Annotated in this window: 22 protein-coding genes; 18 read left to right on the top strand and 4 right to left on the bottom strand. The window is 69.9% G+C overall.

From position 1 onward, the window contains the following. Positions 1 to 73 precede the first annotated feature (73 nt). Complete coding sequence (locus ABD901_RS29750) at positions 74 to 1,084, top strand: LacI family DNA-binding transcriptional regulator (RefSeq protein ID WP_345131511.1); 1,011 nt, start codon at positions 74 to 76, stop codon at positions 1,082 to 1,084. Between the two features lie 67 nt (positions 1,085 to 1,151). On the opposite strand, the gene ABD901_RS29745 is transcribed toward ABD901_RS29750, so the two are convergent. Continuing rightward, positions 1,152 to 1,685: a fibronectin type III domain-containing protein gene (locus tag ABD901_RS29745; protein ID WP_345131509.1), complete on the bottom strand. Its 534-nt coding sequence runs from the start codon at positions 1,683 to 1,685 to the stop codon at positions 1,152 to 1,154. Between the two features lie 7 nt (positions 1,686 to 1,692). On the opposite strand from ABD901_RS29745, the gene ABD901_RS29740 reads away from it, so the two are divergent. From ABD901_RS29740 to ABD901_RS29690, 11 genes are all read left to right on the top strand, one after another. Beyond that, entirely contained in the window at positions 1,693 to 1,875 is a 183-nt protein-coding gene (locus tag ABD901_RS29740) for a hypothetical protein (protein WP_345131508.1), read from the top strand. Between the two features lie 294 nt (positions 1,876 to 2,169). Then, positions 2,170 to 2,694: a helix-turn-helix transcriptional regulator gene (locus tag ABD901_RS29735; RefSeq protein WP_345131506.1), complete on the top strand. Its 525-nt coding sequence runs from the start codon at positions 2,170 to 2,172 to the stop codon at positions 2,692 to 2,694. Next, positions 2,691 to 3,401, top strand: a complete 711-nt coding sequence (locus tag ABD901_RS29730) for an ABC transporter ATP-binding protein (protein WP_345131504.1) — start codon at positions 2,691 to 2,693, stop codon at positions 3,399 to 3,401. The genes ABD901_RS29735 and ABD901_RS29730 overlap by 4 nt, the downstream gene beginning before the upstream one ends. Then, on the top strand, positions 3,398 to 5,590 hold the full coding sequence (locus ABD901_RS29725) for an FtsX-like permease family protein (RefSeq protein WP_345131502.1): 2,193 nt from the start codon (positions 3,398 to 3,400) through the stop codon (positions 5,588 to 5,590). The genes ABD901_RS29730 and ABD901_RS29725 overlap by 4 nt, the downstream gene beginning before the upstream one ends. A gap of 431 nt (positions 5,591 to 6,021) precedes the next feature. Next, positions 6,022 to 7,284: a Bcr/CflA family efflux MFS transporter gene (locus tag ABD901_RS29720; protein ID WP_345131500.1), complete on the top strand. Its 1,263-nt coding sequence runs from the start codon at positions 6,022 to 6,024 to the stop codon at positions 7,282 to 7,284. 66 nt (positions 7,285 to 7,350) lie between these two features. Continuing rightward, entirely contained in the window at positions 7,351 to 8,337 is a 987-nt protein-coding gene (locus ABD901_RS29715) for a zinc-dependent alcohol dehydrogenase family protein (RefSeq protein WP_345131498.1), read from the top strand. A gap of 58 nt (positions 8,338 to 8,395) precedes the next feature. Then, positions 8,396 to 9,469, top strand: a complete 1,074-nt coding sequence (locus ABD901_RS29710) for an aldo/keto reductase (protein ID WP_345131496.1) — start codon at positions 8,396 to 8,398, stop codon at positions 9,467 to 9,469. Positions 9,470 to 9,629: 160 nt separating this feature from the next. After that, a complete protein-coding gene (locus tag ABD901_RS29705) occupies positions 9,630 to 10,520 on the top strand; it encodes a TIGR03620 family F420-dependent LLM class oxidoreductase (protein ID WP_345131494.1) in 891 nt (296 codons plus the stop codon). Positions 10,521 to 10,697: 177 nt separating this feature from the next. Continuing rightward, positions 10,698 to 11,105 (top strand): VOC family protein, encoded by a 408-nt coding sequence (locus ABD901_RS29700; protein ID WP_345131492.1) that lies wholly within the window; start codon positions 10,698 to 10,700, stop codon positions 11,103 to 11,105. Between the two features lie 228 nt (positions 11,106 to 11,333). Further along, entirely contained in the window at positions 11,334 to 12,683 is a 1,350-nt protein-coding gene (locus ABD901_RS29695; protein WP_345131490.1) for a DUF4118 domain-containing protein, read from the top strand. Beyond that, positions 12,671 to 13,063 carry a sensor histidine kinase gene (locus ABD901_RS29690; protein ID WP_345131488.1) on the top strand — a complete coding sequence of 131 codons (393 nt, stop codon included), beginning with the start codon at positions 12,671 to 12,673 and terminating at the stop codon, positions 13,061 to 13,063. Before ABD901_RS29695 ends, ABD901_RS29690 begins: the two co-directional genes overlap by 13 nt. A 142-nt stretch (positions 13,064 to 13,205) precedes the next feature. On the opposite strand, the gene ABD901_RS29685 is transcribed toward ABD901_RS29690, so the two are convergent. After that, positions 13,206 to 14,060: a helix-turn-helix transcriptional regulator gene (locus ABD901_RS29685; protein WP_345131487.1), complete on the bottom strand. Its 855-nt coding sequence runs from the start codon at positions 14,058 to 14,060 to the stop codon at positions 13,206 to 13,208. Positions 14,061 to 14,159: 99 nt separating this feature from the next. On the opposite strand from ABD901_RS29685, the gene ABD901_RS29680 reads away from it, so the two are divergent. Together ABD901_RS29680 and ABD901_RS29675 are read left to right on the top strand one after the other, a co-directional pair. Beyond that, complete coding sequence (locus tag ABD901_RS29680) at positions 14,160 to 14,924, top strand: SDR family oxidoreductase (protein WP_345131485.1); 765 nt, start codon at positions 14,160 to 14,162, stop codon at positions 14,922 to 14,924. 327 nt (positions 14,925 to 15,251) lie between these two features. Beyond that, the gene (locus tag ABD901_RS29675) at positions 15,252 to 16,343 is read left to right on the top strand and encodes an L-dopachrome tautomerase-related protein (RefSeq protein ID WP_345131483.1); all 1,092 of its coding nucleotides are present in this window, start codon (positions 15,252 to 15,254) and stop codon (positions 16,341 to 16,343) included. 88 nt (positions 16,344 to 16,431) lie between these two features. Here ABD901_RS29675 and ABD901_RS29670 read toward each other — a convergent pair whose 3' ends face one another. Then, positions 16,432 to 17,319 carry a GlxA family transcriptional regulator gene (locus ABD901_RS29670; RefSeq protein ID WP_345131482.1) on the bottom strand — a complete coding sequence of 296 codons (888 nt, stop codon included), beginning with the start codon at positions 17,317 to 17,319 and terminating at the stop codon, positions 16,432 to 16,434. Positions 17,320 to 17,461: 142 nt separating this feature from the next. Between ABD901_RS29670 and ABD901_RS29665 the strand changes: the two genes are divergently transcribed. Further along, the gene (locus tag ABD901_RS29665; RefSeq protein ID WP_345131479.1) at positions 17,462 to 18,136 is read left to right on the top strand and encodes a cysteine hydrolase family protein; all 675 of its coding nucleotides are present in this window, start codon (positions 17,462 to 17,464) and stop codon (positions 18,134 to 18,136) included. Positions 18,137 to 18,274: 138 nt separating this feature from the next. On the opposite strand, the gene ABD901_RS29660 is transcribed toward ABD901_RS29665, so the two are convergent. After that, complete coding sequence (locus ABD901_RS29660; protein ID WP_345131477.1) at positions 18,275 to 18,868, bottom strand: TetR/AcrR family transcriptional regulator; 594 nt, start codon at positions 18,866 to 18,868, stop codon at positions 18,275 to 18,277. Positions 18,869 to 19,085: 217 nt separating this feature from the next. On the opposite strand from ABD901_RS29660, the gene ABD901_RS29655 reads away from it, so the two are divergent. The 3 genes from ABD901_RS29655 to ABD901_RS29645 all read left to right on the top strand — a co-directional run bounded on the left by ABD901_RS29655 (position 19,086) and on the right by ABD901_RS29645 (position 21,984). Continuing rightward, positions 19,086 to 19,748, top strand: a complete 663-nt coding sequence (locus ABD901_RS29655) for an adenylate kinase (protein ID WP_345131475.1) — start codon at positions 19,086 to 19,088, stop codon at positions 19,746 to 19,748. 237 nt (positions 19,749 to 19,985) lie between these two features. After that, positions 19,986 to 20,543: a hypothetical protein gene (locus ABD901_RS29650; RefSeq protein WP_345131474.1), complete on the top strand. Its 558-nt coding sequence runs from the start codon at positions 19,986 to 19,988 to the stop codon at positions 20,541 to 20,543. Between the two features lies 1 nt (position 20,544). Next, complete coding sequence (locus tag ABD901_RS29645; protein WP_345131472.1) at positions 20,545 to 21,984, top strand: dihydrolipoyl dehydrogenase family protein; 1,440 nt, start codon at positions 20,545 to 20,547, stop codon at positions 21,982 to 21,984. Positions 21,985 to 22,036 lie beyond the last annotated feature (52 nt).

The raw sequence follows: 22,036 nt of genomic DNA, 5'->3' as shown, positions 1-22,036 counted from the left end.
AGCTCACTCGCGCGGTATTGCGCGCGGCGGACCGATGGCGCAGTGTTAGCAACCGGACGGTACGGGAGGCCATGTGGAACTGGTGAGCCCCGCGACGTTGGCCGAGATGGCGAGGATGGCCGGCGCGTCGGTCGCGACGACCTCGCGTGACTTCACCGGCGGACCAGGGCGTCCCGCACCGGAGCTGCTCCGAGGACTGTCCTACTTGCCCAACGCCGCGGCGCAGGCGGCGGGGCGTGGCCACACCAACGTCGTCGGCCTGATCGTCCACGACATCAACGACCCGTACTTCTCCTCGATCGCCGCCGGGGTCACGGGGGTGGCCGACGAGCAGGACATGATCGTCACGCTGGCCGACACCCGGCGCCGACCGGAGCGGGAGGCGAAATACCTGGCGTCGCTGCGGCAGCTGCGCTGTCGAGCGGTCATCCTCGCCGGCAGCCGCAGTGCCGATCAGGCGTCGGAGGCGCGGCTGCGGCGGGAGATCGCCTCGTTCACCGCCGGCGGCGGCCGGGTGGCGATGATCAGCCAGCAGCTGCCGGGGGTCGACACGGTGCTGGTGGAGAACAGCACGGGCGCCCGCGACCTTGCCCACAGCCTGTTCGATCTGGGGCACCGCTCGTTCGTGGTCCTCGCCGGCCCGGCGTCACTGCGGACCTCCCGCGATCGGGTCTCCGGGTTTCGCCAGGGGCTGGCCGACCGGGGACTGCGGCTGGAGCCCAGGCACGTGCTGCACGCCGACTTCACGCGCGAGGGTGGGTTCGCCGCCGCGATGCACTGGCGCAACTCCGGCGTCAAGGCGACGTGCCTGTTCGCGGCGAACGACGTGATGGCGGTGGGCGCCATGGCCGCGCTGCGGCAGCTCGGGCTGTCGGTGCCGGAGGAGATCTCGATCGCCGGGTTCGACGACATCCTGCCGCTCCGCGACATCTCGCCGGCGGTGACGACGGTACACATCCCGCTGGAGACCCTGGGGATGGAGGCGATGGGGCTGGTGCTCGCCCCGGAGTGCGGCCTCACGCCGCGGGTCAGGCGCATCCGCTGCACCGTCCGGCTTCGGGAGAGCACCCGCCACGTCCCCTGAGGTGCAGGTTCGGGCGTCGCCGCGAGCCGGCCGTGTTCGATGCGGCGGGCCGTCACGGTCTGGCCGGTCACGGTGCTGGGCAGGGCGGCGGCACGGCAAGCACGGCAGCAGTGAAGGCGGAGACGTTGCCGGAGGTATCCCGGGCTCGGACCTGGTACTTCGCGATGCCGAGGAGCGAATCCGTGAACGAGGTCGTCGGGGTCGTCGCGACTGACGTGAACGGACCATTGTTGATCGACCGGTAGACGTCGTAGCCGATGACCCTCACGTTGTCGGTGGAGGCGCCCCAGTTCAGCGTTACCACCAATGCGCAGGTGATCGAGAGGGTGATCGCGCCCGGTGTCGTGGGCGGCTGTCTGTCCTGCGGCGCCGGGCAGGGCGGCGGCACGATATTGGCCACGGCAGTGAAGCCGGAGACGTTGCCGGCCGCGTCTCGGGCACGGACCTGGTACTTCACGACACCGAGGAGCGACTCCGTGAACGAGGTGGTCGAGGTCGTTCTGACGAAGGTGAACGGAGCGTTGTTGACCGACCGGTAGACGTCGTAGCCGATGACCCCCACGTTGTCGGTGGAGGCGGTCCAGTGCAGCGTCAGCACCAAGGCGCAGTTGATTGAGCCGCCGAAGGCGCCCGGGACCGTCGGCGCGATGGTGTCGGCGGCCGGCGTGAGCCGGACCGTGCTGGCGGCCTGCGCGCTCGGCGCCGCGGCCACGACGAAGGCGAAGGTCACGGCGCATGCGGCGATGGCGGCGCCCACGATGCGCCTCGGCCGCCTGGGCGCTCGGTGCTGAGCGGGTGACGCGAGATCGAGCCCGGCGCTGCGCAGGCTGGTTCGGGTGCGACGGAGAAGAGACATGGCGGTGCCTCCGAAAGGACGGACTTTCATAGACTTCGATGGCTTCCCAACGATGCGCTGATCGGCGAATCGGTGTCAAGGAGTCAAAGCCGGCCTGCTGTACCCCTGGACGTGGCCGGCATGATGCTCACCCTCGACGACGATGCGGTGTTTCCCGGCGGCGTTACGGAATGTGCGAATACTACCTAAGGTATTACCTCAGTGTGCTCCCTCAGGTTATAGTCGCCGCGTGAACGTACCTACGACGCTGCTCGGGCTGCTCGAACCAGAGCCAAGCCACGGATACGAACTCAAGCGCGAGTACGACTCGATGTTCGGTGGCGGCCGTGCGTTGCCGATCGGACAGGTCTACGGAACCCTGTCGCGGCTGGAACGGGACGGGCAGATCGAGATCGAGGGCGCCGCACCCGGCGACGGGCCGGAGCGCAAGCGCTACGTCATCACGCCGACAGGTGTGGCGCGGCTGGAGCAGTGGCTCGGTTCGCCGGAGCAGCCCGAACCGCACCTTCAGGCAGTGCTGTTCGTCAAGGTCGTCCTCGCGCTGATGTCGGATCGGCCGGTGAAGGCATATCTCGACGCCCAGCGCAAGGCGCACCTCGCGCGGATGCGTGAGCTGACCGCGTTGCGAAAGTCGGATCGGCTGAGCAAGGCACTGCTGGCCGACTACGGCCTGTTCCATCTCGACGCGGACCTGCGCTGGATCGAGCTGACCTCGGCCCGACTCGACCAGCTCAAGAAGGAGTTCGTCCGATGAGCGCGCCGATCCTGGCCGCGCACGCGGTCACGAAGTCATTCGGCTCCACCCCGGCTCTGCGCGACGCCGACCTGAGCGTGGCCGCCGGGGAGGTGCTGGCGATCATGGGCCCGAGCGGTTCGGGTAAGTCGACGCTGCTGCACTGCCTGGCCGGCATCCTGAGCCCCGACACCGGTGAGATCATCTTCGACGGGCACTCCCTCAACACGATGTCCGAGAACGAGCGGACACTGGTTCGCCGGGACCGGTTCGGGTTCGTGTTCCAGTTCGGCCAACTCGTTCCGGAACTGCCGGTCCTGGAGAACGTGATGTTGCCGCTGCTGCTCGGCCACACCTCGCGGCGGATGGCACGAGCCGCGGCGACAGCGCTGCTCGACCGGCTGGATCTGAGCGGTCTGCACCGGCGTCGCCCGGGCGAACTGTCCGGCGGACAGGCGCAGCGGGTGGCGGTGGCGCGTGCGCTGGTCAACCAGCCGAAGGTGGTGTTCGCCGACGAGCCAACCGGATCGCTGGACTCCCTCGCCGGGGAGAACGTGATGGATCTGCTGCTGACCGCGGCCAGGGAACAGGATGCGACCGTGGTGCTGGTGACGCACGACGCCCGCGTCGCGGCCTGCGCGGATCGCGAGGTCCTGGTCAGGGACGGCGAAGTCACCGACTATGCCACCGTTGCGTCCGTCGATCCTGACGGGATGGGTGGGCGATGATCCGCCTCGCGATCCTGCTGGCGTTCGCGGGCGGACGCGAGCAGTTCGTCCGCCTCGTGGTGACCGCGGCCGGCGTGGGCCTCGGCGTGGTCCTGCTGCTGCTCGCCGCGGTCGCGTTACCCGCGTTCAAGGCCCATGAGGCACGTGCCGGGTGGACCGACACATCCGTGCACAACGTCCGGCCGGCGCAGGACGAGAGCCGCACGGACCCGCTGTTGTGGCGGATGCGCGACGACGGCTTCGCCGGCCGCGACCTGTTGCGCGTCGATGTCGCCCCGCTCGGCCCGCACAGCCCTGTTCCACCGGGCATCAGCCGGCTGCCCGGCCCGGGTGAGCTGGCCGTCTCGCCCGCGCTGCAACGCCTGATGGTCGACGTTCCGGCCGCCCAACTCGCCGACCGGTTCCCGGGCCGGGTCGTCGCCACGGTCGGTGGTGCCGCGCTGCAGGGACCCGATTCGCTGGTGGTTTTCGTCGGATACGACCCCGCCCAACTCACCGGGCAACCGGGTGTCATTCAGGTCCGCAGTATTGAAGGCGAGCCCCGCAACGCGGCACCGACCCGGTTCGGCCGGGTCGTCATCGGCATCGGCGCAGCGGCGCTGCTCGTGCCGATCCTCGTCCTCATCGGCACCGCCACCCGCCTCGCCGCGGCCCGCCGCGAAGAGCGACTGGCGGCGATGCGCCTGGTCGGCGCCTTGCCGCGACAGGTCCGGACGATCGCCGCGATCGAGGCCGCGGTGTCCGCGCTGTGCGGCAGCGCGCTCGGCTTCGCCGTATTCGTCATCGCCCGGCCCTACGCGGCGCGTATCGACCTCGACGGGTCGCCGTTCTTCCCCTCCGACCTGCGCCTCACCTGGTCTTCCGCGGCTCTGGTGGGTCTCGGCGTGCCCGCACTCTCGGCGGTCGCCGCGCTGGTGTCGCTCCGCGCGGTACAGATGTCTCCGCTGGGTGTGACCCGTAAAGCCAGCAGGAAGCCGGCCGCCTGGTGGCGAGTCGGCCCACTCGCCGTCGGGGCCTTCGGTTTCGTGACCACCCTGCCGATGCTGACCAATACCCAGGGCGACGGCGCCCTATGGCTTCTCGCTGCCGTCACGGCACTGCTCATCCTGGGTATCGTCATCATCGGGCCTTGGCTGACCACGGGCGTCGGCAAGGTGCTGATATGGACCAGCCGCCGAGCCGCGACGACGCTCGCCGGGCATCGCCTGACCGCGGACCCGTCCGCGAGCTTCCGTTCGATCAGCGGCCTCGTTCTGACAGTCTTCCTGGTAACCGTGATCAGCGCGCTGTCGGCGTCGACCCTCGCGGGCCTGCCGGACCCGGGCCGGATCATGCTTCCGCCCGGCACGGTCGGCACAGACTTCGCCGACCACAACGCTGTGCCGCTGTCTGCGGACCGGACCAACGCCCTCGTCGCGCAGTTGCACACAATTCCGGGTGTCACCGCCGTCGTCGACCTGCGCACCAATGCCGGCTCGGTGGCGCGCGACAACGACCCAGTCCGCGTCGTCACCCGCTGCGCCAACCTCCGCGCTGCCGCCCTGGCCGACTGTCCGGACCCGGCCGCCACCGTGTCGGTCGACGCCCGCGGCCTCGGCGGCGGCGACGTCGGCGACGTCCGCGTCGACACCGCCGCCGCCACCGACTCGCTGCCGATGCTCGGGCTGCTGGTGACCACGGACGCCCGCACCAGTGTTATCGAATCGGTGCGGACCGCGATCGAGGCCGCGACCAACGACGACGCACCGAAACTGCCGTGGACGCTCGGCGAACTCAAGGGACAGAACAACCATCAGTTGGACCTGATGACCCGCATCGGCAACACCGTCCTGCTCGTCACGTTGGTGATCGCCGGGTTCAGCCTGGCGGTGTCCGTCGCCGGCGGACTCGTCGAACGCAAACGACCGTTCGCGCTGCTGCGACTCGCCGGGATGCGCTCCCGCGACCTGTCCCGGGTCCTGATCGTCGAGATCGCCGCACCACTCATCGGCATCGCCGCCACGAGTGTCCTGTTCGGCCTCGCCGTCGCGGCCGACGTGCTCCGGGTCAACCACATGCCGTGGGAACCGCCAGGCTCCGGCTACTGGTGGACGCTCGGCGCCGGACTCGCCACCGCGCTTACGGTCGCACTCGCGGCCACAATCCCGCTACGCCGCATTACGTCTCTGGAGACGGCACGGTTTGAGTAGTAGGAGCTGCCCTTCGGCACGCCCGCCACAGTGCAGACCTCCGCCGGGCCCGGTGCGGAATATCCTCGCTGCTCCAGCAGGCCGGCGGCCGCCTTGAGGATCTTGTCCCGTGCGTCACTTGTCCGTTCCAGGGCTTTGACGATAGACGACCGGTCGGCTAGCTTTTTGTCGACCGGTCGTCTACTGGCCATCCGGGCCCGGGCCGACCGAAGCTCAACGGCTTGTTCAGGACATCGAGCAGCAGCTGGCTCACCACCCTTGACGAGGGCTGCCTTCTCCTCGGTGGTTGCCGCGGAGCATCCGTCAAGCAACAGAGGAAACGCCATGACAAAGGTCAGAACCATTATCGGCGGCGCGGTGGCGCGCTGGGTGCACGACATCGCCGTACAGCGCATGGATACGGAGTTCGAACTCGTCTGGCGGGAGGACTCATGAGTGCCGCCATCGTGACCACCGACGGCGCTGAACCGGTGCTGCCGGGTGACCTGATGACCGGCCGCCAGCGGGCGCGGCTGGTGCTCGTGCTCGGTGCCTTCATCGCGATCGGCCCGTTGACCGTCGACATGTACCTGCCCGCGCTGCCCGCCGTGACGGCCGCACTCGCGACCACCCCGACGGCGGTGCAGCTCACGCTCACCGGAACGCTGCTCGGATTGGCCGTCGGGCAGCTGTTCGTCGGGCCGCTGTCCGATGCGGCCGGCCGCCGCCTCCCGCTGCTGGCCGGGCTGGTCCTGCACGTGGCCGCGTCGATGCTGTGCGTGTTCGCGCCCACCATCGCCGTGCTCGACGTGCTGCGCGTGCTGCAGGGGGTCGGCGTGGCGGCCGCCACGGTGGTCGCCACCGCAGTCGTGCGGGACCTGTTCAGCGGATCCGCCTTCGCCCGCATCTTCTCGCGACTGATGCTCGTCACTGGCGCGGCACCGATCCTCGCACCGACCCTGGGCAGTGCGGTGCTGCGCTGGACCGACTGGCGGGGCGTGTTCGTGACGCTGGCGGCGCTGGGCGTGCTGCTGATCGCAGTTGCGCTCTTCGGCCTTCCGGAGACCCTGGCGCCGCACCGCCGCCACCGAGGCGGTGCGGCGGCGACTGTGCGCGTGTACGGCCGGCTGTTCCGCGACCGTGCCTTCGTCGCTCTGGTACTCGTCGTCGGGCTGTTCGCCGCCGCCCAGTTCGCCTACGTGGCGGGCTCGTCCTTCGTCCTGCAACAGCAGTACGGTCTCGACGCGCAGGAGTTCGGCCTTGTTTTTGCGGCCAGTGTGGCCGGACTCATCGGCGCCATCCAGTTCAACGTGTTATTGCTGCGCCGGTACACGCCGCTGCAGATCCTGCGCGCCGCCCTGATCGTCGGTACCACCGCCGGGTTCATCCTGCTGTTCTTCGCCGTGACCGGCCTCGGTGGCCTGGCCACACTGCTGGTGTCGCTGTTCCTTGTGCTCGCCGCGATCGGGCTCGCCTTCCCCAACGCCCCGGCCCTGGCAATGACCCGGCACGGCGAGGCGGCCGGGACCGCTGCGGCGCTGCTCGGCGCCGTCCAGTTCGGCGGGGGTGCGCTGGGCGCCCCCATGGTCGGCGTGCTCGGCGGCGGCAGCGTCGCCATGGCGCTGGTGGTCACCGGCGGGATGACCGCGGCGACCGCCGTGATGCTGCTCGTCGTGCCGCGCGTCGGCCTCGCCGAGGCCGAGGCGGGTGTGTAGGCGCTCGCCCCACGCTGACCGAAAACGACCGGATCAGGTCCAGACTTGAAAGGCAAGACCACTCTCATGAGCAAGATCGTCCGCTTTCACGCCACCGGCGGCCCCGAGGTCCTGACCCTGGACGACGTCGAGGTCCGCGAACCCGGCAAGGGCGAGATCCGCGTCCGCACCCGGGCTCTCGGAGTGAACCGATCGGATGCCATGCTCCGCAGCGGCAACCCCGTGGAGCTCCCCTCCGGTATCGGATGGGAGGCCTCCGGTGATGTCGACGCCATCGGCCCGGACGTCGAAGGTTTCACCGCCGGCGATGCCGTCAGCATGATCCCCAGCTTCAGGGCCACCGACTATCCCATCCACGGCGAGCTGGCCATCGCGCCCGCCACCGCGGTGGTCAAACACCCCGGCACACTGTCCTGGGAACAAGCCGCGGCCCTGTGGGGGCAGTACCTGACCGCCTACGGCGCCCTCATCGAGACCGCGACCCTGCAGGCCGGTGACACGGTACTCATCCCGGCCGCCTCAAGCAGCGTCGGGCTGGCCGCGATCCAGATCGCCCGCAGCGTGGGGGCCCGGCCGGTGGCCCTGACCCGCACCAGCGCCAAGCGTCAGCGGCTCCTGGACGCCGGCGCCGAGGCGGTCATCGCCACGACCGAGGAAGACGTTGTCACCCGGGTGAACGAACTCACCGACGGGCAGGGCGCGCGTGTGATCTTCGATCCGGTGGGAGGACCGGCTCTGGCGCGTCTGGTCGGCGCCGCCGCGCCCGGCGGGACTGTGATCGTCTACGGGGCGTTGAGCACCGGGGCCGCGACCGTTCCCGCGCTGGAGTTGATCAGCAAGAGCCTGACCATCCGCGGCTACAAAGTCTTTGACCTCACCACTGACCTCGAACGCCGCAAGGTCGCCGTTGACTGGGTTCTCGACGGTGTCGCCCGCAAGGCTCTGCGGCCGGTCATCGATTCCACCTTCCCGCTGGAGGACATCGTCGAGGCCCACCGACGCCTCGAGTCAGGATCCCAGGTCGGCAAGATCGTCGTGACGGTCCCCAGCTGACCCGACGCACTTCAAACGCAAGCTACTCGTCTTACTCGTCTTAGGGAGATGTCCACCCATGCGATACACCACCTTCGGGCGCAACAATGGCCTGCGCGTGTCCGAGTACGGCCTCGGCACCGCCAATTTCGGCACCGGCTGGCGCGCCGGAGGCGGCTGGGGCCCTGGTGCTCAGCCCGCCGAGGCCCGCAAGATCTTCGACCGGTTCGCCGAAGCCGGGGGCACGCTCATCGACACCGCCGAGAACTACCAGGCCGGCGAATCCGAGCGGCTGCTCGGCGAGTTCCTGGGCGCCGACCGGGACCACTTCGTGCTGACGGGCAAGTACAGCATGAACGGCGTCGGACCGCAGACCGTCTCCAACACCGGCAACAGCCGCCGGTACATGGTCCAGGCCCTCGAGGCCAGCCTGCGCCGCCTGAACACCGATCACCTGGACATGTACTGGGTGCATGCCCCTGACGGCCTGACCCCGACGGAGGAGATCCTGCGCGGCCTGGACCACCTGGTCAGCGCCGGGAAGATCCGCTATTTCGGGCTGTCGAACTTCCCGGCCTGGCGGGTGTCGCGCGCCGCCGCCATCGCCGAGCTGCGCGGCTGGTCCCCGGTCGCCGGTATCCAGGTCGAGTACAGCCTGGTCGACCGCACCGCCGAGCGGGAGCTGCTGCCAATGGCGCAGGCGCTCGGCCTGGGCGCGGCGCTGTGGAGCCCGCTCGGCGGAGGTCTGCTGACCGGCAAGTACCGCCAGGGCGCCACCGGCCGGATCAGCGACCTCAAGGCCGTCGGGTTCTTCGAGGACACCGCGCAGAAGACCGCGATCGTCGACGCCGTCCTCGACGTCGCGGCCGAGCTCGGCGTGCCGGCCTCCCATGTCGCCATCGCCTGGATGCGGCAGCAGGGCGCGCGGGCGGCCACGGCGTACGTGCCGATCATCGGCCCGCGCAGCGTCGCGCAGCTCGACGACTACCTGGGCGCGCTGGACGTGACACTGACCCCGGCGCAGTTCGCCCGGCTCGACGAGGTGAGCGAGATCAGGCTCGGCACCCCGCACGAGCTGAACGCGTGGAGCGTGGGCCCCATCCGCGGCGGCGACGCAAGCGTGATCGACGAGCCCGCGATCCCGGTAGCGTGATCAAGGCCCAGATCACGCGCCTGGCCTGCCTCCTCGACACCGCGTACTTCGGCCCAGCACAGGTCACGAGCGAATTCCGGCGCGCGCCTCTAAACCCGGCCGGTTCGGGCAGAGCGTCCCAGACGATGCACCGTGGAGCGTGACACCTGGAGGGCCGGCCATGAACAACGCCGCGAAGAGCGCCGCCAACGCCGCAGGAACCACGAACCTCGGGCCGGTGGGTGTGTACCTCGCCGCGCTGCAGCGCGAGCCGGTCGACGCGCAGCGTGCGGCGGTCGCGTGGATCGAGGAGCTCGGGTACGGCTCGGTATTCGAGGGTGAGGTGGTCGGCCGCAACGACATCTTCGCGCAGGAGGCGGTGTGGTTGTGCGCCACATCGCGGATCGTGGCCGGCGCCGGCATCGCGAACATCTGGGCCCGTCACCCGGCGACCGCCCGAGCTGCGGCCGAGGCGCTCGGCGAGGCGTGGCCGGGGCGGTTCGTGTTCGGCCTCGGCGTGAGCCACGCTTCCGCGATCGACCAGACCGGCCAGCGGTACGAGCGCCCGCTGGAGCGGATGCGCGAGTACCTCGACGGCATGGGCGAGGTGACCGTGCCGCGAGTGCTGGCGGCGCTGCGGCCGCGGATGCTGGAGCTGGCCCGGGACCGCACCGACGGCGCCCACACGTACTTCGTGCCGCCGGAGCACACCGCGCAGGCCCGGGCGGTGCTCGGCCCGGACCGGCTGCTCATCCCCGAGCAGGCGGTCGTCGTGGAGACCGACCCGGCCACGGCCCGGGACATCGCCCGCAGGCACACCCGGCGGTACCTCGAGCTGCCGAACTACGTGAACAACCTCAAGCACCTCGGCTTCTCCGACGAGGACGTCGCCGGCACCGGCAGCGACCGGCTCGTGGACACCATTGTCGCGTGGGGCGACGCGGCCACGGTCGCCCGCCGGGTTCGGGCGCACCGCGATGCCGGCGCGGATCACGTGCTCGTCCAGCCGCTCGGCGACGACATCAAGGATGCGGTACGCCAGCTGGAGGAGCTCAAGCCCGCGCTGGCGTAGTGAAGTCGGTAGCCGGACCTCGCGGTCGGCAAGGAGGCCCGGACCCTCATGGAGCACCGCTCCGCTGGGGGCCATCGCGTCGGGCTTTACGCGTCACAAGGCACCGTACAAAGCGTCTGGACTGATCGACCAGACAGACTGTATGGTCGGACCATGACACAGATTGCCGTCCATCTCGTGGTGGACGATCCCGACGCTGCAGCCGCGTGGTACGCCGAGGTGCTCGGCGCTCGGGAAACGAGCCGCGTTCCGCTACCCGACGGCCGCCCGCTCACGGTCGAGCTCCGCATAGGTGACACCGTGCTGGCCGTCGCGGGCGAATTTCCGGACCGCCGCCTGCGCACGCCGGTGACGCTGGGGGGCAGCCCTGCCGCGTTCCACCTGCCGGTGCCCGACGTCGATGCCGCCTATGAACGCGCAATCGCCGCCGGGGCCACCGCGTTCGAGCCACCGCACGATGCGTTCTGGGGCGACCGAACCGCGCAGTTCCTCGACCCGTCCGGCCACCGTTGGGCGGTCGACCGGCACCTGCGCGATGTCCCCGCTGACGAGCTGGCCGAGCACGTGGCGGCGATGTTGGCATGAGGTACACGACGTTCGGGCCGACCGGTCTGCCGCTGTCCGAGTTGGTGCTCGGCGGGATGACGTCATAGAAAGTTCGCCGGTTTGAGCGTCGGGGTCGACCGGTCGGTTGTCACCCGATGCCTCACCCGATCGCGGTCGGTGAGCGGCATAGCGTCATTGCAGTGATGGATGTGGTGATCGGGGCAGGTACAACGGCCTCATCGCGGACGTCCGGATTGCGAAGGCGGGATGGTCGCTGGGTGGGGCAACGTAGTCACATCGCTTGAAGCGCACCGCGAACTGATCGTGACAGTGCCGCCAGAGGCGCATGAGGTGGAAAGAGGTTCGGTGATGCTGACACGCCTGGCGGCTCGGCTGGTGCGGCCGACCCCGCCGCCTCTTGCGCTGGGGCTCGTTGTCGGCGCGCTGCTGCTCGTGGTCGAGACGCTGCTGGTCTATCTGCTCGGCCGCACGACCTCGCGGCACGCCCTGGTGGAGATCTTCCTGCTCGGCGTGTTGGCGATCTCCATGGTCTGGGGCCTGCGGCTGGCGGTGGCGATGGCTGTCGTGAGCGCCGCTGCGTTCAACATCTTCTATGTCCCGCCTGTTCGGAAGTTCGACCTGGAAGAGACGCGGGAGTGGGTGGGACTCGCGGCGTTCCTCGTGGTGGCAGTGCTGGCCGCCCTGATGGCTCAGCTGGCCCGCGCTCGAGCGGTCGAGTCGGTCGAGCGCCGTCAGGAGGCCGATCTCTTCGCCCGGCTGGCCCGCCTCATGCTGTCCGCGGACGATCTGCGCCCGGTACTGCCGGAGGCTTCGCGCCGCCTTGCCCAGACGCTGCGGCTGCCGTTCGCGGCGATCGAACTCGACAGCGTCCCGGACCCCGAGCGGCGAGCGGCACTGCCACTGCGGTACGGCTCCCGGACCGGTGCGCTTCTGGTCCCCGCCGACCTGCCCGAGCCGGTGCTGCGGCGGGTGCGTGAACGGGTGCTGCCCCGGCTGGAGATACTGCTGAGGGTCGCGACCGAGCGCGAGGCCACGGGCAGATCCCTGCGCGAGCTCGCGACGACACAGGCCAGCCTACGGCGGGTGGCGGAGCTCGTCGCCCACGGCGCGCCCCAGGCCGACGTCGTCGCCGCGGTCGCCGCCGAAACAGCGTCGCTGCTGGCGGCCGACGCCGCGAGGCTGGTGCGCCACGAGGTACGTGGCACGGTCAGCGTCATCGCCGACTACAACAAACCCGGCATTGAGCCGCTGCTGGGGCGAGTGTTTGCCGTCGATGGCGGCGTCACGCAGCAGGTGCTGTGCACCTCCCGCCCGGCCCGCGTGGACAGCTACGACGGCCGCCGCGGCGCTCTCGCCGATGCGGCGCGAAAATTGGGGTTCCACTCGTCGGTCGCCGCACCGATCACGGTCGCCTCGTGTCACTCGGCCTCGAACTCCGCGCGGCCGAGGAGTTGGTGCCGTGCGAGCTCGAGGAGCTCAAGGCGCGGCTCTGCCGGACGACCGAAGGTCTGGGAAAGGCGTTCACGGACCTGCAGGGGATCTCGCGGGGCCTCCACCCGGCCATCCTCTCCCAGAGTGGCCTCATGCCCGCGCTGAAGACGCTCGCCCGCCGCAGCCCCGTCCCGGTCACCATCAACCCAGGCCCGAAACTGCGGCTGCCCAGCTGCGTCGAGGTGGCCGCGTACTACGTGGTGTGCGAAGCGCTGACGAATGCTGCCAAGCACGCCCACGCCTCCGCGGTGAACGTCGACGTCGACGTCACCGCCAACGGCCCAAGCCAGCGGGAGTCCCTCGCGCTCACGATCTGCGACAACGGTGTCGGGGGAGCCGACCCGGCACGCGGCTCAGGGCTCATCGGTCTCACCGACCGCGTCGAGGCTCTCGGCGGACACCTGCAGCTCTCAAGTCCGGCAGGTCGCGGGACGTCACTGTTCGTCACGCTACCGACCGACATCGACCGCCCGCGGGCTGCCTGACGCTGGACAATTGCTCGCATCGGCGAAGCGGGGACTGCCGGGCGGGCTGCGCATCCGGGTCACGGTCGGTACAGCGCCCGCAACTGGATCTCGTAACGTGGCCTGGCTCCTCAGTTCACGCTCTGGGTTTGCGGAGCAGGAGCTAACTGGGCGTCGCGTCGGCCGGGAACCGCTCGTGCCCCAGCACGGCGAGCAGCTGCAGCTTCTCGTAGCCCTCGCTGCGCGGTGGCGCGGTGAGCACGAGCAAGTGCTGGGACTGGTCCTCGGTGAACAGCACCTGGCAGTCCAGCTCGATCGGGCCGAGTTCGGGATGGATGAGCGTCTTGTGGTCGGCATAGCGCTGGGCGACCTCGTGGCGTTCCCACAGCTCGGCGAACTCCGGGCTCGCCTTCTGCAGCGCCCGGACGATCTCGCCCGCGCGGGACTGCGGGCCCATCGACCCGTACGCGGCGCGCAGGTTGGCGACCTGGCCGCGGCTCTGCCGGTCGCGGTCCTCCTCGGGGTAGTGCCGCCGCTGCGTGGGGTCCGTGAACCACCGGTAGATCTCGCTGCGGGCGAGCCCCGTGTGGCCCGAATTGTCGCCGAACAGGGCTTCGGCCATCCGGTTCTGCACGAGAATCTCGCCGACGTTGGACAGGATCAGCGCCGGGGTGTCGTCGAGCCGGTCCAGCACGCGCAGCAGCGCCGGGGCGACGTGCGTCGCCGTGGACACGGAGACCGGGGCGTTGTGCCCCGCCACCCGGAACAGGTAATCGCGTTCGCCGGTCGTGAGCCGCAGCGCCCGGGCGACCGACGCAAGCATCTGCGGACTCGGCTGCGGGCCGCGCTGTTGCTCGAGCCGGGTGTAGTAGTCGGTCGACATGGCGGCGAGGGCCGCCACCTCCTCCCGCCGCAGGCCCGGTGCACGCCGGCGCGCACCCGCCGCCAGCCCGACGTCCCCGGGCTGCAGCGCCTCCCGGCGGCGGCGCAGGAATTCGGCCAGTGCTGCACGGTCCATGATCCCAGTATCCGCCGGCGGCGAGGGCGAACCAGGGATTGCCGATCCCCCGGTAACCGGTCTCTTCATCCGCCCCGGAAGGCCGGCCAGGCTCAGAGCGTGAACATCTCCGGAAACACCATCTTCATCCCGGGCTCCACGAGCGGTATCGGCCTCGCCCTCGCCCTCGAACTGCAGGCCAAGGGCAACAAGGTCATCGTCGGCGGCCGGCGCGCCGACCTGCTCGAGCAGATCGCCACGGAGCACCCCGCCATCGACACCGTCCAGATCGACACGGCGGATCCCGCGAGCATCGACGCCGCCGCGAAGGAGGTGCTGGCGAAGTACCCGGACCTCAACGTCCTCGTCACGATGGCCGGCATCATGCGCATCGAGGACTGGCACCAGCCCGAGTCGTTCCTCGCGTCGGCCGAGTCGGTCATCACGACCAACGTGCTCGGCCCGATCCGTCTCATCGCCGCGTTCATCGAGCACCTGCGGGGGCAGCCGGACGCCACGATCATGACGGTCTCCTCGGGCCTCGCGTTCACACCACTCAAGATCACCCCGAGCTACAACGCGTCGAAGGCCGCGATCCACATGCTCAGCGAGTCGATCCGGCTGCAGCTGGCCGACACAACCGTGAAGGTTGTGGAGCTGGAGCCCCCATCCGTTCGTACCTCGCTGCTGCCCGGTCAGGAGAGCAGCGAGTTCGCGATGCCACTCGACGCGTTCGTGACCGAGGTCGTCGAGCTGCTCGAGTCGCAGCCCGACGCGAAGGAGATTCAGGTCGAGCGGGTGAAGTTCCTCCGCTACGGGGAGGCGCGCGGCGACTACGACCAGGTCGTCGCCACCCTCAACGCGGCCGACCCGCACGGAAAGTAGCCTCTGACGGCCGCCGGCGGCGCGGAATTCGCGCCGCCTCCGGCCGTAGTCGCATCGTCGGGGGGTGGACCCCCCGGCCCGTCCCCTCTGCCTGAGATTCGCCGGGTTGATGCCGGCCGCGTGGACCCGCACCAGCACCTCGGTGTTGATCGGTCGCGGTGCCGGCACCTCGCCGAGTTGCAGCACCTCGGGCCGCCGAACCGGTCCAGGCTCACTACCCTCATCCGGCAACTCCGTCCCTGTCGAAGCCGACGATGGCCGGTAACGTGCCCGCGGGCGTGGGAACGAACCCCGGTTTGTGCAGCGGGACGGGGGTAGGCGGCCGCTATGGTTGCTGGTCCGCTCGGTGCTTGGGTCGCCCGGGAGTACGAGGTCGTCGCCGAGATCCCCGATCTGATGCCGACGGGCGTCACGGTCGCCGACTCCGGGCGGGTGTTCGTCTCGATTCCGCGGTGGGGCGACGACGTGCCCTACACGGTCGCTGAGGTCGTCGACGGCAAGCTGGTCGCATTCCCGGACGTGGAGATCAACCGGTGGAGCCCGCAGCGGGCCGCCGACACGCTGGTGTCGGTGCAGAGCGTGATCGTTGATCCGGCCGGTTCCTTGTGGCTGCTCGACACCGGCAGCCTGGCGTTCGCGCCGTCCGTCGAGGCCGGGCCGAAGCTGGTCCAGGTCGACCTCGAAACCGGGCAGGTGGTACGGGTCGTCCATCCCTCTGCCGAGGCCATGACACCGACGGCGTACCTCAACGACGTTCGCTTCGACCTCTCGCGGGGCGAGGCGGGGTACGCGTACCTCACCGATTCGCAGCCCGAGGGCGCCCTGGTCGTCGTGGACCTGGCCTCCGGCGAGAGCTGGTCGCGGCTGCGTGGACACCGAAGTACCCATGCGGAGGACGGCTTCCGGGCCGTGGTGCAGGGGGTCGTCCGCGAGGGATACGCCGTCGGCGCGGACGGTATCGCGTTGAGCGCCGACGGCGAGCGACTGTATTTCTGCCCGCTGTCGAGCCGGCGCCTGTACAGCATCGACACCGCGGCCCTGCGTGACCGGGAACTTCCCGAGGCCGAGGTCGCCGCTCGGGTGGTCGACCACGGCGACAAGGGTTCGTCCGACGGTCTTGAGTCAGACACGGATGGTGCGGTCTATGCCACCGCGTACGAGCACAGCGCGGTGCTGAAACTGGCCGCCGACGGCACCTGGACCACGATCCTGCACGCGCCCGCCCTGCTGTGGCCGGACACGCTGTCGCTCGCCGCGGACGGCTACCTGTACGTGAGCGTCAACCAGCTTCCCCGCACGCCGCTGTTCAACAACGGCGTCGACGACCGTGTCCCGCCGTACCAAATCATCCGGGTCCCGGTGCACGCACGCCCCGTGCGGCTCGGTCCGACCGCAACGCGGCCGACGCCGGCGACCTGACCGCTACACGCACCACCACCACCACGGTCGCCGCTGACCCACGGGCCCCGCGGCGCGGCCCGGGGGATCTTCACGCTTGGGTGGCGGTTCAGGCGTGGGTGAAGGCGCGGCGATAGTCGCGAGGCGCAACACCGCGGCGTTGGGTGAACTGTTGGCGCAGAGCTGCTGCGCTGCTGTATCCCGTCCGCTGGGCGATCTGTTGCGTGGTCAGGTTGGTGGTCTCCAGCAGTTCTTCGGCCAGGTTGAGTCGTTGCGCGCGGAGCCAGGCGTGCGGGGTGGCGCCGGTGGCGGCCTTGAAGTGGCGGATAAACGAGCGGCGGCTCATCAATGCACGTGTGGCCAGCGTGTCGATGGCCGGGCTCTCGTGGAGGTGTGCGCGTGCCCACGTGAGGACGGCGGCGAGCCGTTCGGCATCCTCCCCGGTGGCAACCGGCGCATCGACGTACTGCTGCTGGCCGCCGTCGCGGTGTGGCGGTACCACCAAAAGCCGGGCGATCGCGTTGGCGTGCGCGGCGCCGTGGTCGCGGCGTATCAGGTGCAGGTACATGTCCATCCCGGCTGCCGCGCCGGCGCCGGTGACAATCTTGTCCTGGTCGATGTAAAGGTGCTCGGCGTGAACGGCGATCCTGGGATACCGAGTGGCGAGCTCGTCGGCATGCTGCCAGTGTGTGGTGGCTGCGTAGCCGTCGAGCAAGCCGGTCGCCGCCACCGTGAACACGCCGAGGCAGTGCGCTGCCACGGTGGCGCCTCTTGCCTGGGCGCGGCGCAGGGCGGCCAGCACACCGGGTGCCGGCTCGTCGGTGTCTTGTGCTCCTGGCAACACCAGCACGAGATCGGCTCGCGTCAGCAGCGCGATGTCGTGATCCGCCACGACCGGCACGCCCAGATCGGTGGTCACCGGCCCGCGGCGATCGGCGCAGACGGCGAAGTCGAACCGCGGACCGCCCGGCCGTGGCCGGAAGGCGGCGCTGGCCATGCCGAGACCAAGCGCGGCCGCGCCGACCGGGATGTATGCCGCGACACGGTGGAAAGCCACGGCCTCATGATGGCACGGAACCTTCGGTCGTAGGCATCTGTGCCACTGTCGGATCGTGTCTGTCCTGGACAGAGTGAAGTGCATGGACATGACGGACTATCCAGCGGACAGCACCGGACTGGTGCTGGTCGACCCGTACAACGACTTCCTCGGCGAGGACGGCAAGATCTGGCCCCGGATCAAAGATGTGGCCGAGACGATCGGACTGCACCACCATCTGCAGACCCTGCTGGCCGGTGTAAGGGCTGCGGGCATCCAAGTCTTCGTCGCCCCGCACCGACGGTGGCGTCCCGGCGACCTCGACGGCTGGACCAGGATTCAGCGCGCCCACGCCAACCTGCGCGACGCCCGCCTGTTCGAGATCGGCGCCATCGGCGGCGACTGGCATCCCGAGTTCGGCCCCCGCGACGGCGACGTCGTCAGCAGCGAACACTGGGGTATGAACGGTTTCGCCCACACCGATCTCGACCAGCAGTTGCGCCAACACGGCATCGACAACGTCATCCTGGCCGGCATGACCGCTCCCGGCTGCGTCGAAGGCACCGGCCGGTACGCCATGGAACTCGGCTACTCGGTAACACTCGTCAAGGACGCTACGGCCGCCTTCACCATGCAGCTGCAACACGCCGCAACCGAACTCACCGGCCCCCTGTACGCCGAGAGGGTGCTCTCCACCGACGACCTACTGACCAAGTTGCCCAGCACGGACAGGGGTTATGCGGCTTCGGCGAGAAGCGGACATCCGATCAGGGGCTGAGCGAGCCGACGAACGGATGCTCACCTCGTCCTACGGTGTGCGTCGACTCAGCCTGCGTTGGGCGCGCCGAACCGTAGGTAGTCGAAGAGGATCGCCGTGATGCGCGCAGCATGGTGCGTCCGCTGACGTCGCCACGAATCAGGATGGCTGGCGTGTGGCATGAATCTGGACGAGTCCGTCGACACCGCGGAGGAAGGTCTTGCCGATCAGTACCGGGTCGAAGAGGCAGCCGGCCGCCATGGCGCCGTCGCGAAGCATGACGAAGTGATGCGCGGCCGGCTCGGCCTCGGTTTCCTCGATATGCGCCATCAGGGTGTTGATCGTGTCGAGGAACCATTGCCGATGGGCGAGGACGGCTTGGTGCACGGGGTGGTCGGGATCGGGATACTCGGCTGCAGCGTTCAGGAAGGCGCATCCGCGAAAGCCGGCGGACCGGATGCCCTGAGCGATCGACGCTGCAACGGCCCGGACGGCGTCACTCGCCGGTAGGGCTGCGATGGCCGTGTCCACCTGGCTGCGGATTGCTTGGTCGGCCCCCTGCAGATAGGCGAGGATGAGATCTTCCTTGCCGGGGAAGTGCCGATAGAACGTGGCCCGGGTGACTTTCGCCTCGGCGATGATCCGATCGACGGGGACCGAGTGGATTCCCTCCGCGTAGAAGATCCGGGTCGCCGTGGTAAGCAGCCGGAGTCGTGCCTCAGATGGCCGGGTGTCGGTTTCACTGCGCGCCATGGACCCATGGTAGCGACAGAACGTTCGGTCTTGCCTCCGGTTGTGGCCCTCCGCCGCAGGGGTGGCGGCGATTTACCGGCCGGCGTCGCGGGGTGCCGGGCGCCGCGGGTGTGATCCGCGTCGAAGCAGTCATCTGACCTATGTGGGGTGGCGCGGGCCGCAGCAGGCTTCAAGAGGCACCGCATCCGGTGCGCGTCACTGAGGAGGGGGACCGACCATGCGGCTGGTGTTGATCGCTCCACCTGGGGCCGGGAAGGGCACCCAGGCCGCCCGGATCGCCGCGCGTTTCGGCGTACCGCACATCGCCACCGGCGACCTGCTGCGCGGCCACGTCCGGCAGGGCACGCCGCTCGGGCGGGCCGCGCGCGCCAGCATGGACGCGGGGGCGCTGGTGCCGGACCGGATCGTGCGGGACATGGTGGGCGAGGCGATGGCCCACGCGAAGGCCGCCGGCGTCGGGTACGTACTGGACGGTTACCCGCGCACGCGGGCACAGGCGCGCGCCGTGCACCGCACCGCGGCCGGGATCGGCATGACCCCGCACGTCGCGCTGCACCTGCGCGTCGATGACGAGGAAGCGGTACGCCGGATGCTCGCCCGGGCCGCCGCCGAGCACCGCCCCGACGACACCGAGTCGGTAATCCGCCGGCGCCTGAAGCTCTACCACGAGGTGACCCGGCCGGTCGTGGAGGGCTACGCCGAGCGGGGCATCCTGGTCAGCGTTGACGGTACGGGCACGGCTGACCAGGTCACCGCCCGTGTCCTCGAGCGGCTCGAGGAGCCGGCATGGCCGACGATCTGTACACCGCCACTGCTGTCTCGACCGGCAACGGTCGAGCCGGCGGCCACGCCCGGACTGATGACGGGCTGCTCGACGTGACGATGGCGATCCCGAAAAGAGACGGGTGACCGAGTCAGCGCGACCAGCCTGAGCAAGTTGCTCGCGCCATGGTGGGCTCCATGCGCGCATCGCGTGAGATAGAACGTTCCGTCTTGACAGCGCGAACCTGGGCTGGCATCGTCGGTCGAGACAGAACGTTCGTTCTGCTGGAGTGGAGTTACCCGAACGCGGCACCGCGGGCCGCAGTTTCCGTCAGTAGCCACCGAAAGGATCTCCATGACCACCGTTGCTGCACCCGGCTTCTCGACGACGGCGTCCGCCCTGCGGCGGTTGTACTTCGTCCGCTTCGCGTTCGCGATCGTCTGGGCCCTCGTGATGATTCCGCTCGCCAAAGACCTCAATCCGCTCACCGCCACGCTGCTCGTGCTCTACCCGCTGTTCGACGTGGCCGCCGCCATCATCGATGCCCGCGCGTCGCGGGCCACCGGATCGCCCACCCTGCTCTACGTGAACGTCGCGATCAGCCTGCTCGCCGCGGTCGGCCTGGCCTTCGCCGGCGCGTCCGGCATCCCGGAGGTCCTGCGTGTGTGGGGTGCCTGGGCGATCGTGGCCGGGCTGATCCAGCTGATCGTGGGTGTCACCCGCCGCAAGATGGGCGGCCAGTGGCCGATGATCATCAGCGGCGGCATCTCCGTACTCGCCGGGGGGTCGTTCATCGCGGCTGCGTCCGCGGACAACCCAGCGCTGACCAACGCGGTCGGCTACGCCATCCCCGGCGCCATCTTCTTCCTCATCGCCGCCATCCGTCTCGGCCGCGCGGCGAAGGGACGCTGACATGCAGGACACCACGTACGACGTCGTCGTCATCGGCGCGGGGCCGGTCGGGGAGAACATCGCCGACCGGGTCGTGCAGGGCGGCCTGACCGCCGCCATCGTCGAGCGGGAGCTGGTCGGTGGTGAGTGCTCCTACTGGGCCTGCATGCCGACCAAGGCGTTGCTGCGCAGCGCGACCGCGCTCCGGGCGGCTCGCCAGATGCCCGGCGCTCGTGAGGCGGTGACGGGCGCCCTGGACGCGGCCGCCGTGCTGCGCCGCCGCGACGCCTTCGCCTCGAACTGGACGGACGACGGGCAGGTGTCCTGGCTCGACTCGGCCGGGATCGCGCTGTACCGGGGCCAGGGGCGGATCAGCGCCGACCGGGTCGTCGAGGTGACCGGCGAGGACGGCGCCACGACCTCGCTCACCGCCCGGCATGCGGTCGTCGTCGCGACCGGAAGCAGCGCACTGATCCCGGACGTCACCGGTCTGCGCGAGGCGGCACCGTGGACCAGCCGGGAGGCGGCTGCTGCGAGCAAGGTTCCCGGTCGGCTCGCCGTCATCGGTGGTGGCGTGGTGGCCTCGGAGATGGCGACCGCGTTCGCAAGCCTCGGATCCGTGGTGACGGTGCTCGCGCGCGACGGAATGCTCCCACTGGCGGAGCCGTTCGCCGGCGAGCGGGTCACGAAGTCGTTGCAGGAAGCCGGCGTGTCGGTCCGCCTCGGTGCCGAGGCCGCGTCGGTGAACCGGGACGACGACGGCACGGTGCGCGTCATGCTCACCGACGGGGAGCAGGTCGAAGCCGACGAACTCCTGGTCGCGATCGGCCGTACGCCGAACACGCAGGACATCGGCCTCGACAGGATCGGCCTGAAGCCCGGTGCCTGGCTCACGGTCGACGACACGTTGCGCGTCGTCGGTGAGGACGGGGCGCTGGTCGGCGACGGGTGGCTGTACGCCGCCGGTGACGTCAACCATCGCGTGCTGCTGACCCACCAGGGCAAGTACCAGGCTCGCGCGGTGGGCGACGTCATCGTGGCGCGCGCCAAGGGCGAAGCGGTCGAGGACGGCCGGTGGGGCAGGCACGTCGCCGCGGCCGACGAGCGTGCCGTGCCGCAGGTCGTCTTCACCGACCCCGAGGTCGCGTCGGTGGGGCTGACCGCAGCCGCCGCCGAGGCCACCGGGCTGCGGATCCGGGTCGTCGACTACGACCTGGCCGCCGTCGCGGGATCCGCCCTGCACGCCGAGGGATACCAGGGGCACGCCCGGATGGTCGTCGACGAGGACCGCAAGGTGATCGTCGGCTTCACGTTGGTCGGCCCGGACGTCGCGGAACTGCTGCACGCCGCGACGATCGCGGTCGTCGGCGAGGTCCCGCTGGATCGCTTGTGGCACGCCGTTCCTGCGTTCCCGACCGTCAGCGAGGTTTGGCTGCGCCTGCTGGAGGCATACGGCCGCTGACGGCGAGATTGACAAGACTGTCCGATTCCTCCACACCGGGCGCAGCGCGGTT

The organism is Dactylosporangium darangshiense (assembly GCF_039537565.1).
Classification (GTDB): domain Bacteria; phylum Actinomycetota; class Actinomycetes; order Mycobacteriales; family Micromonosporaceae; genus Dactylosporangium; species Dactylosporangium darangshiense.
This window is presented reverse-complemented; position numbering and strand designations above follow the sequence as displayed.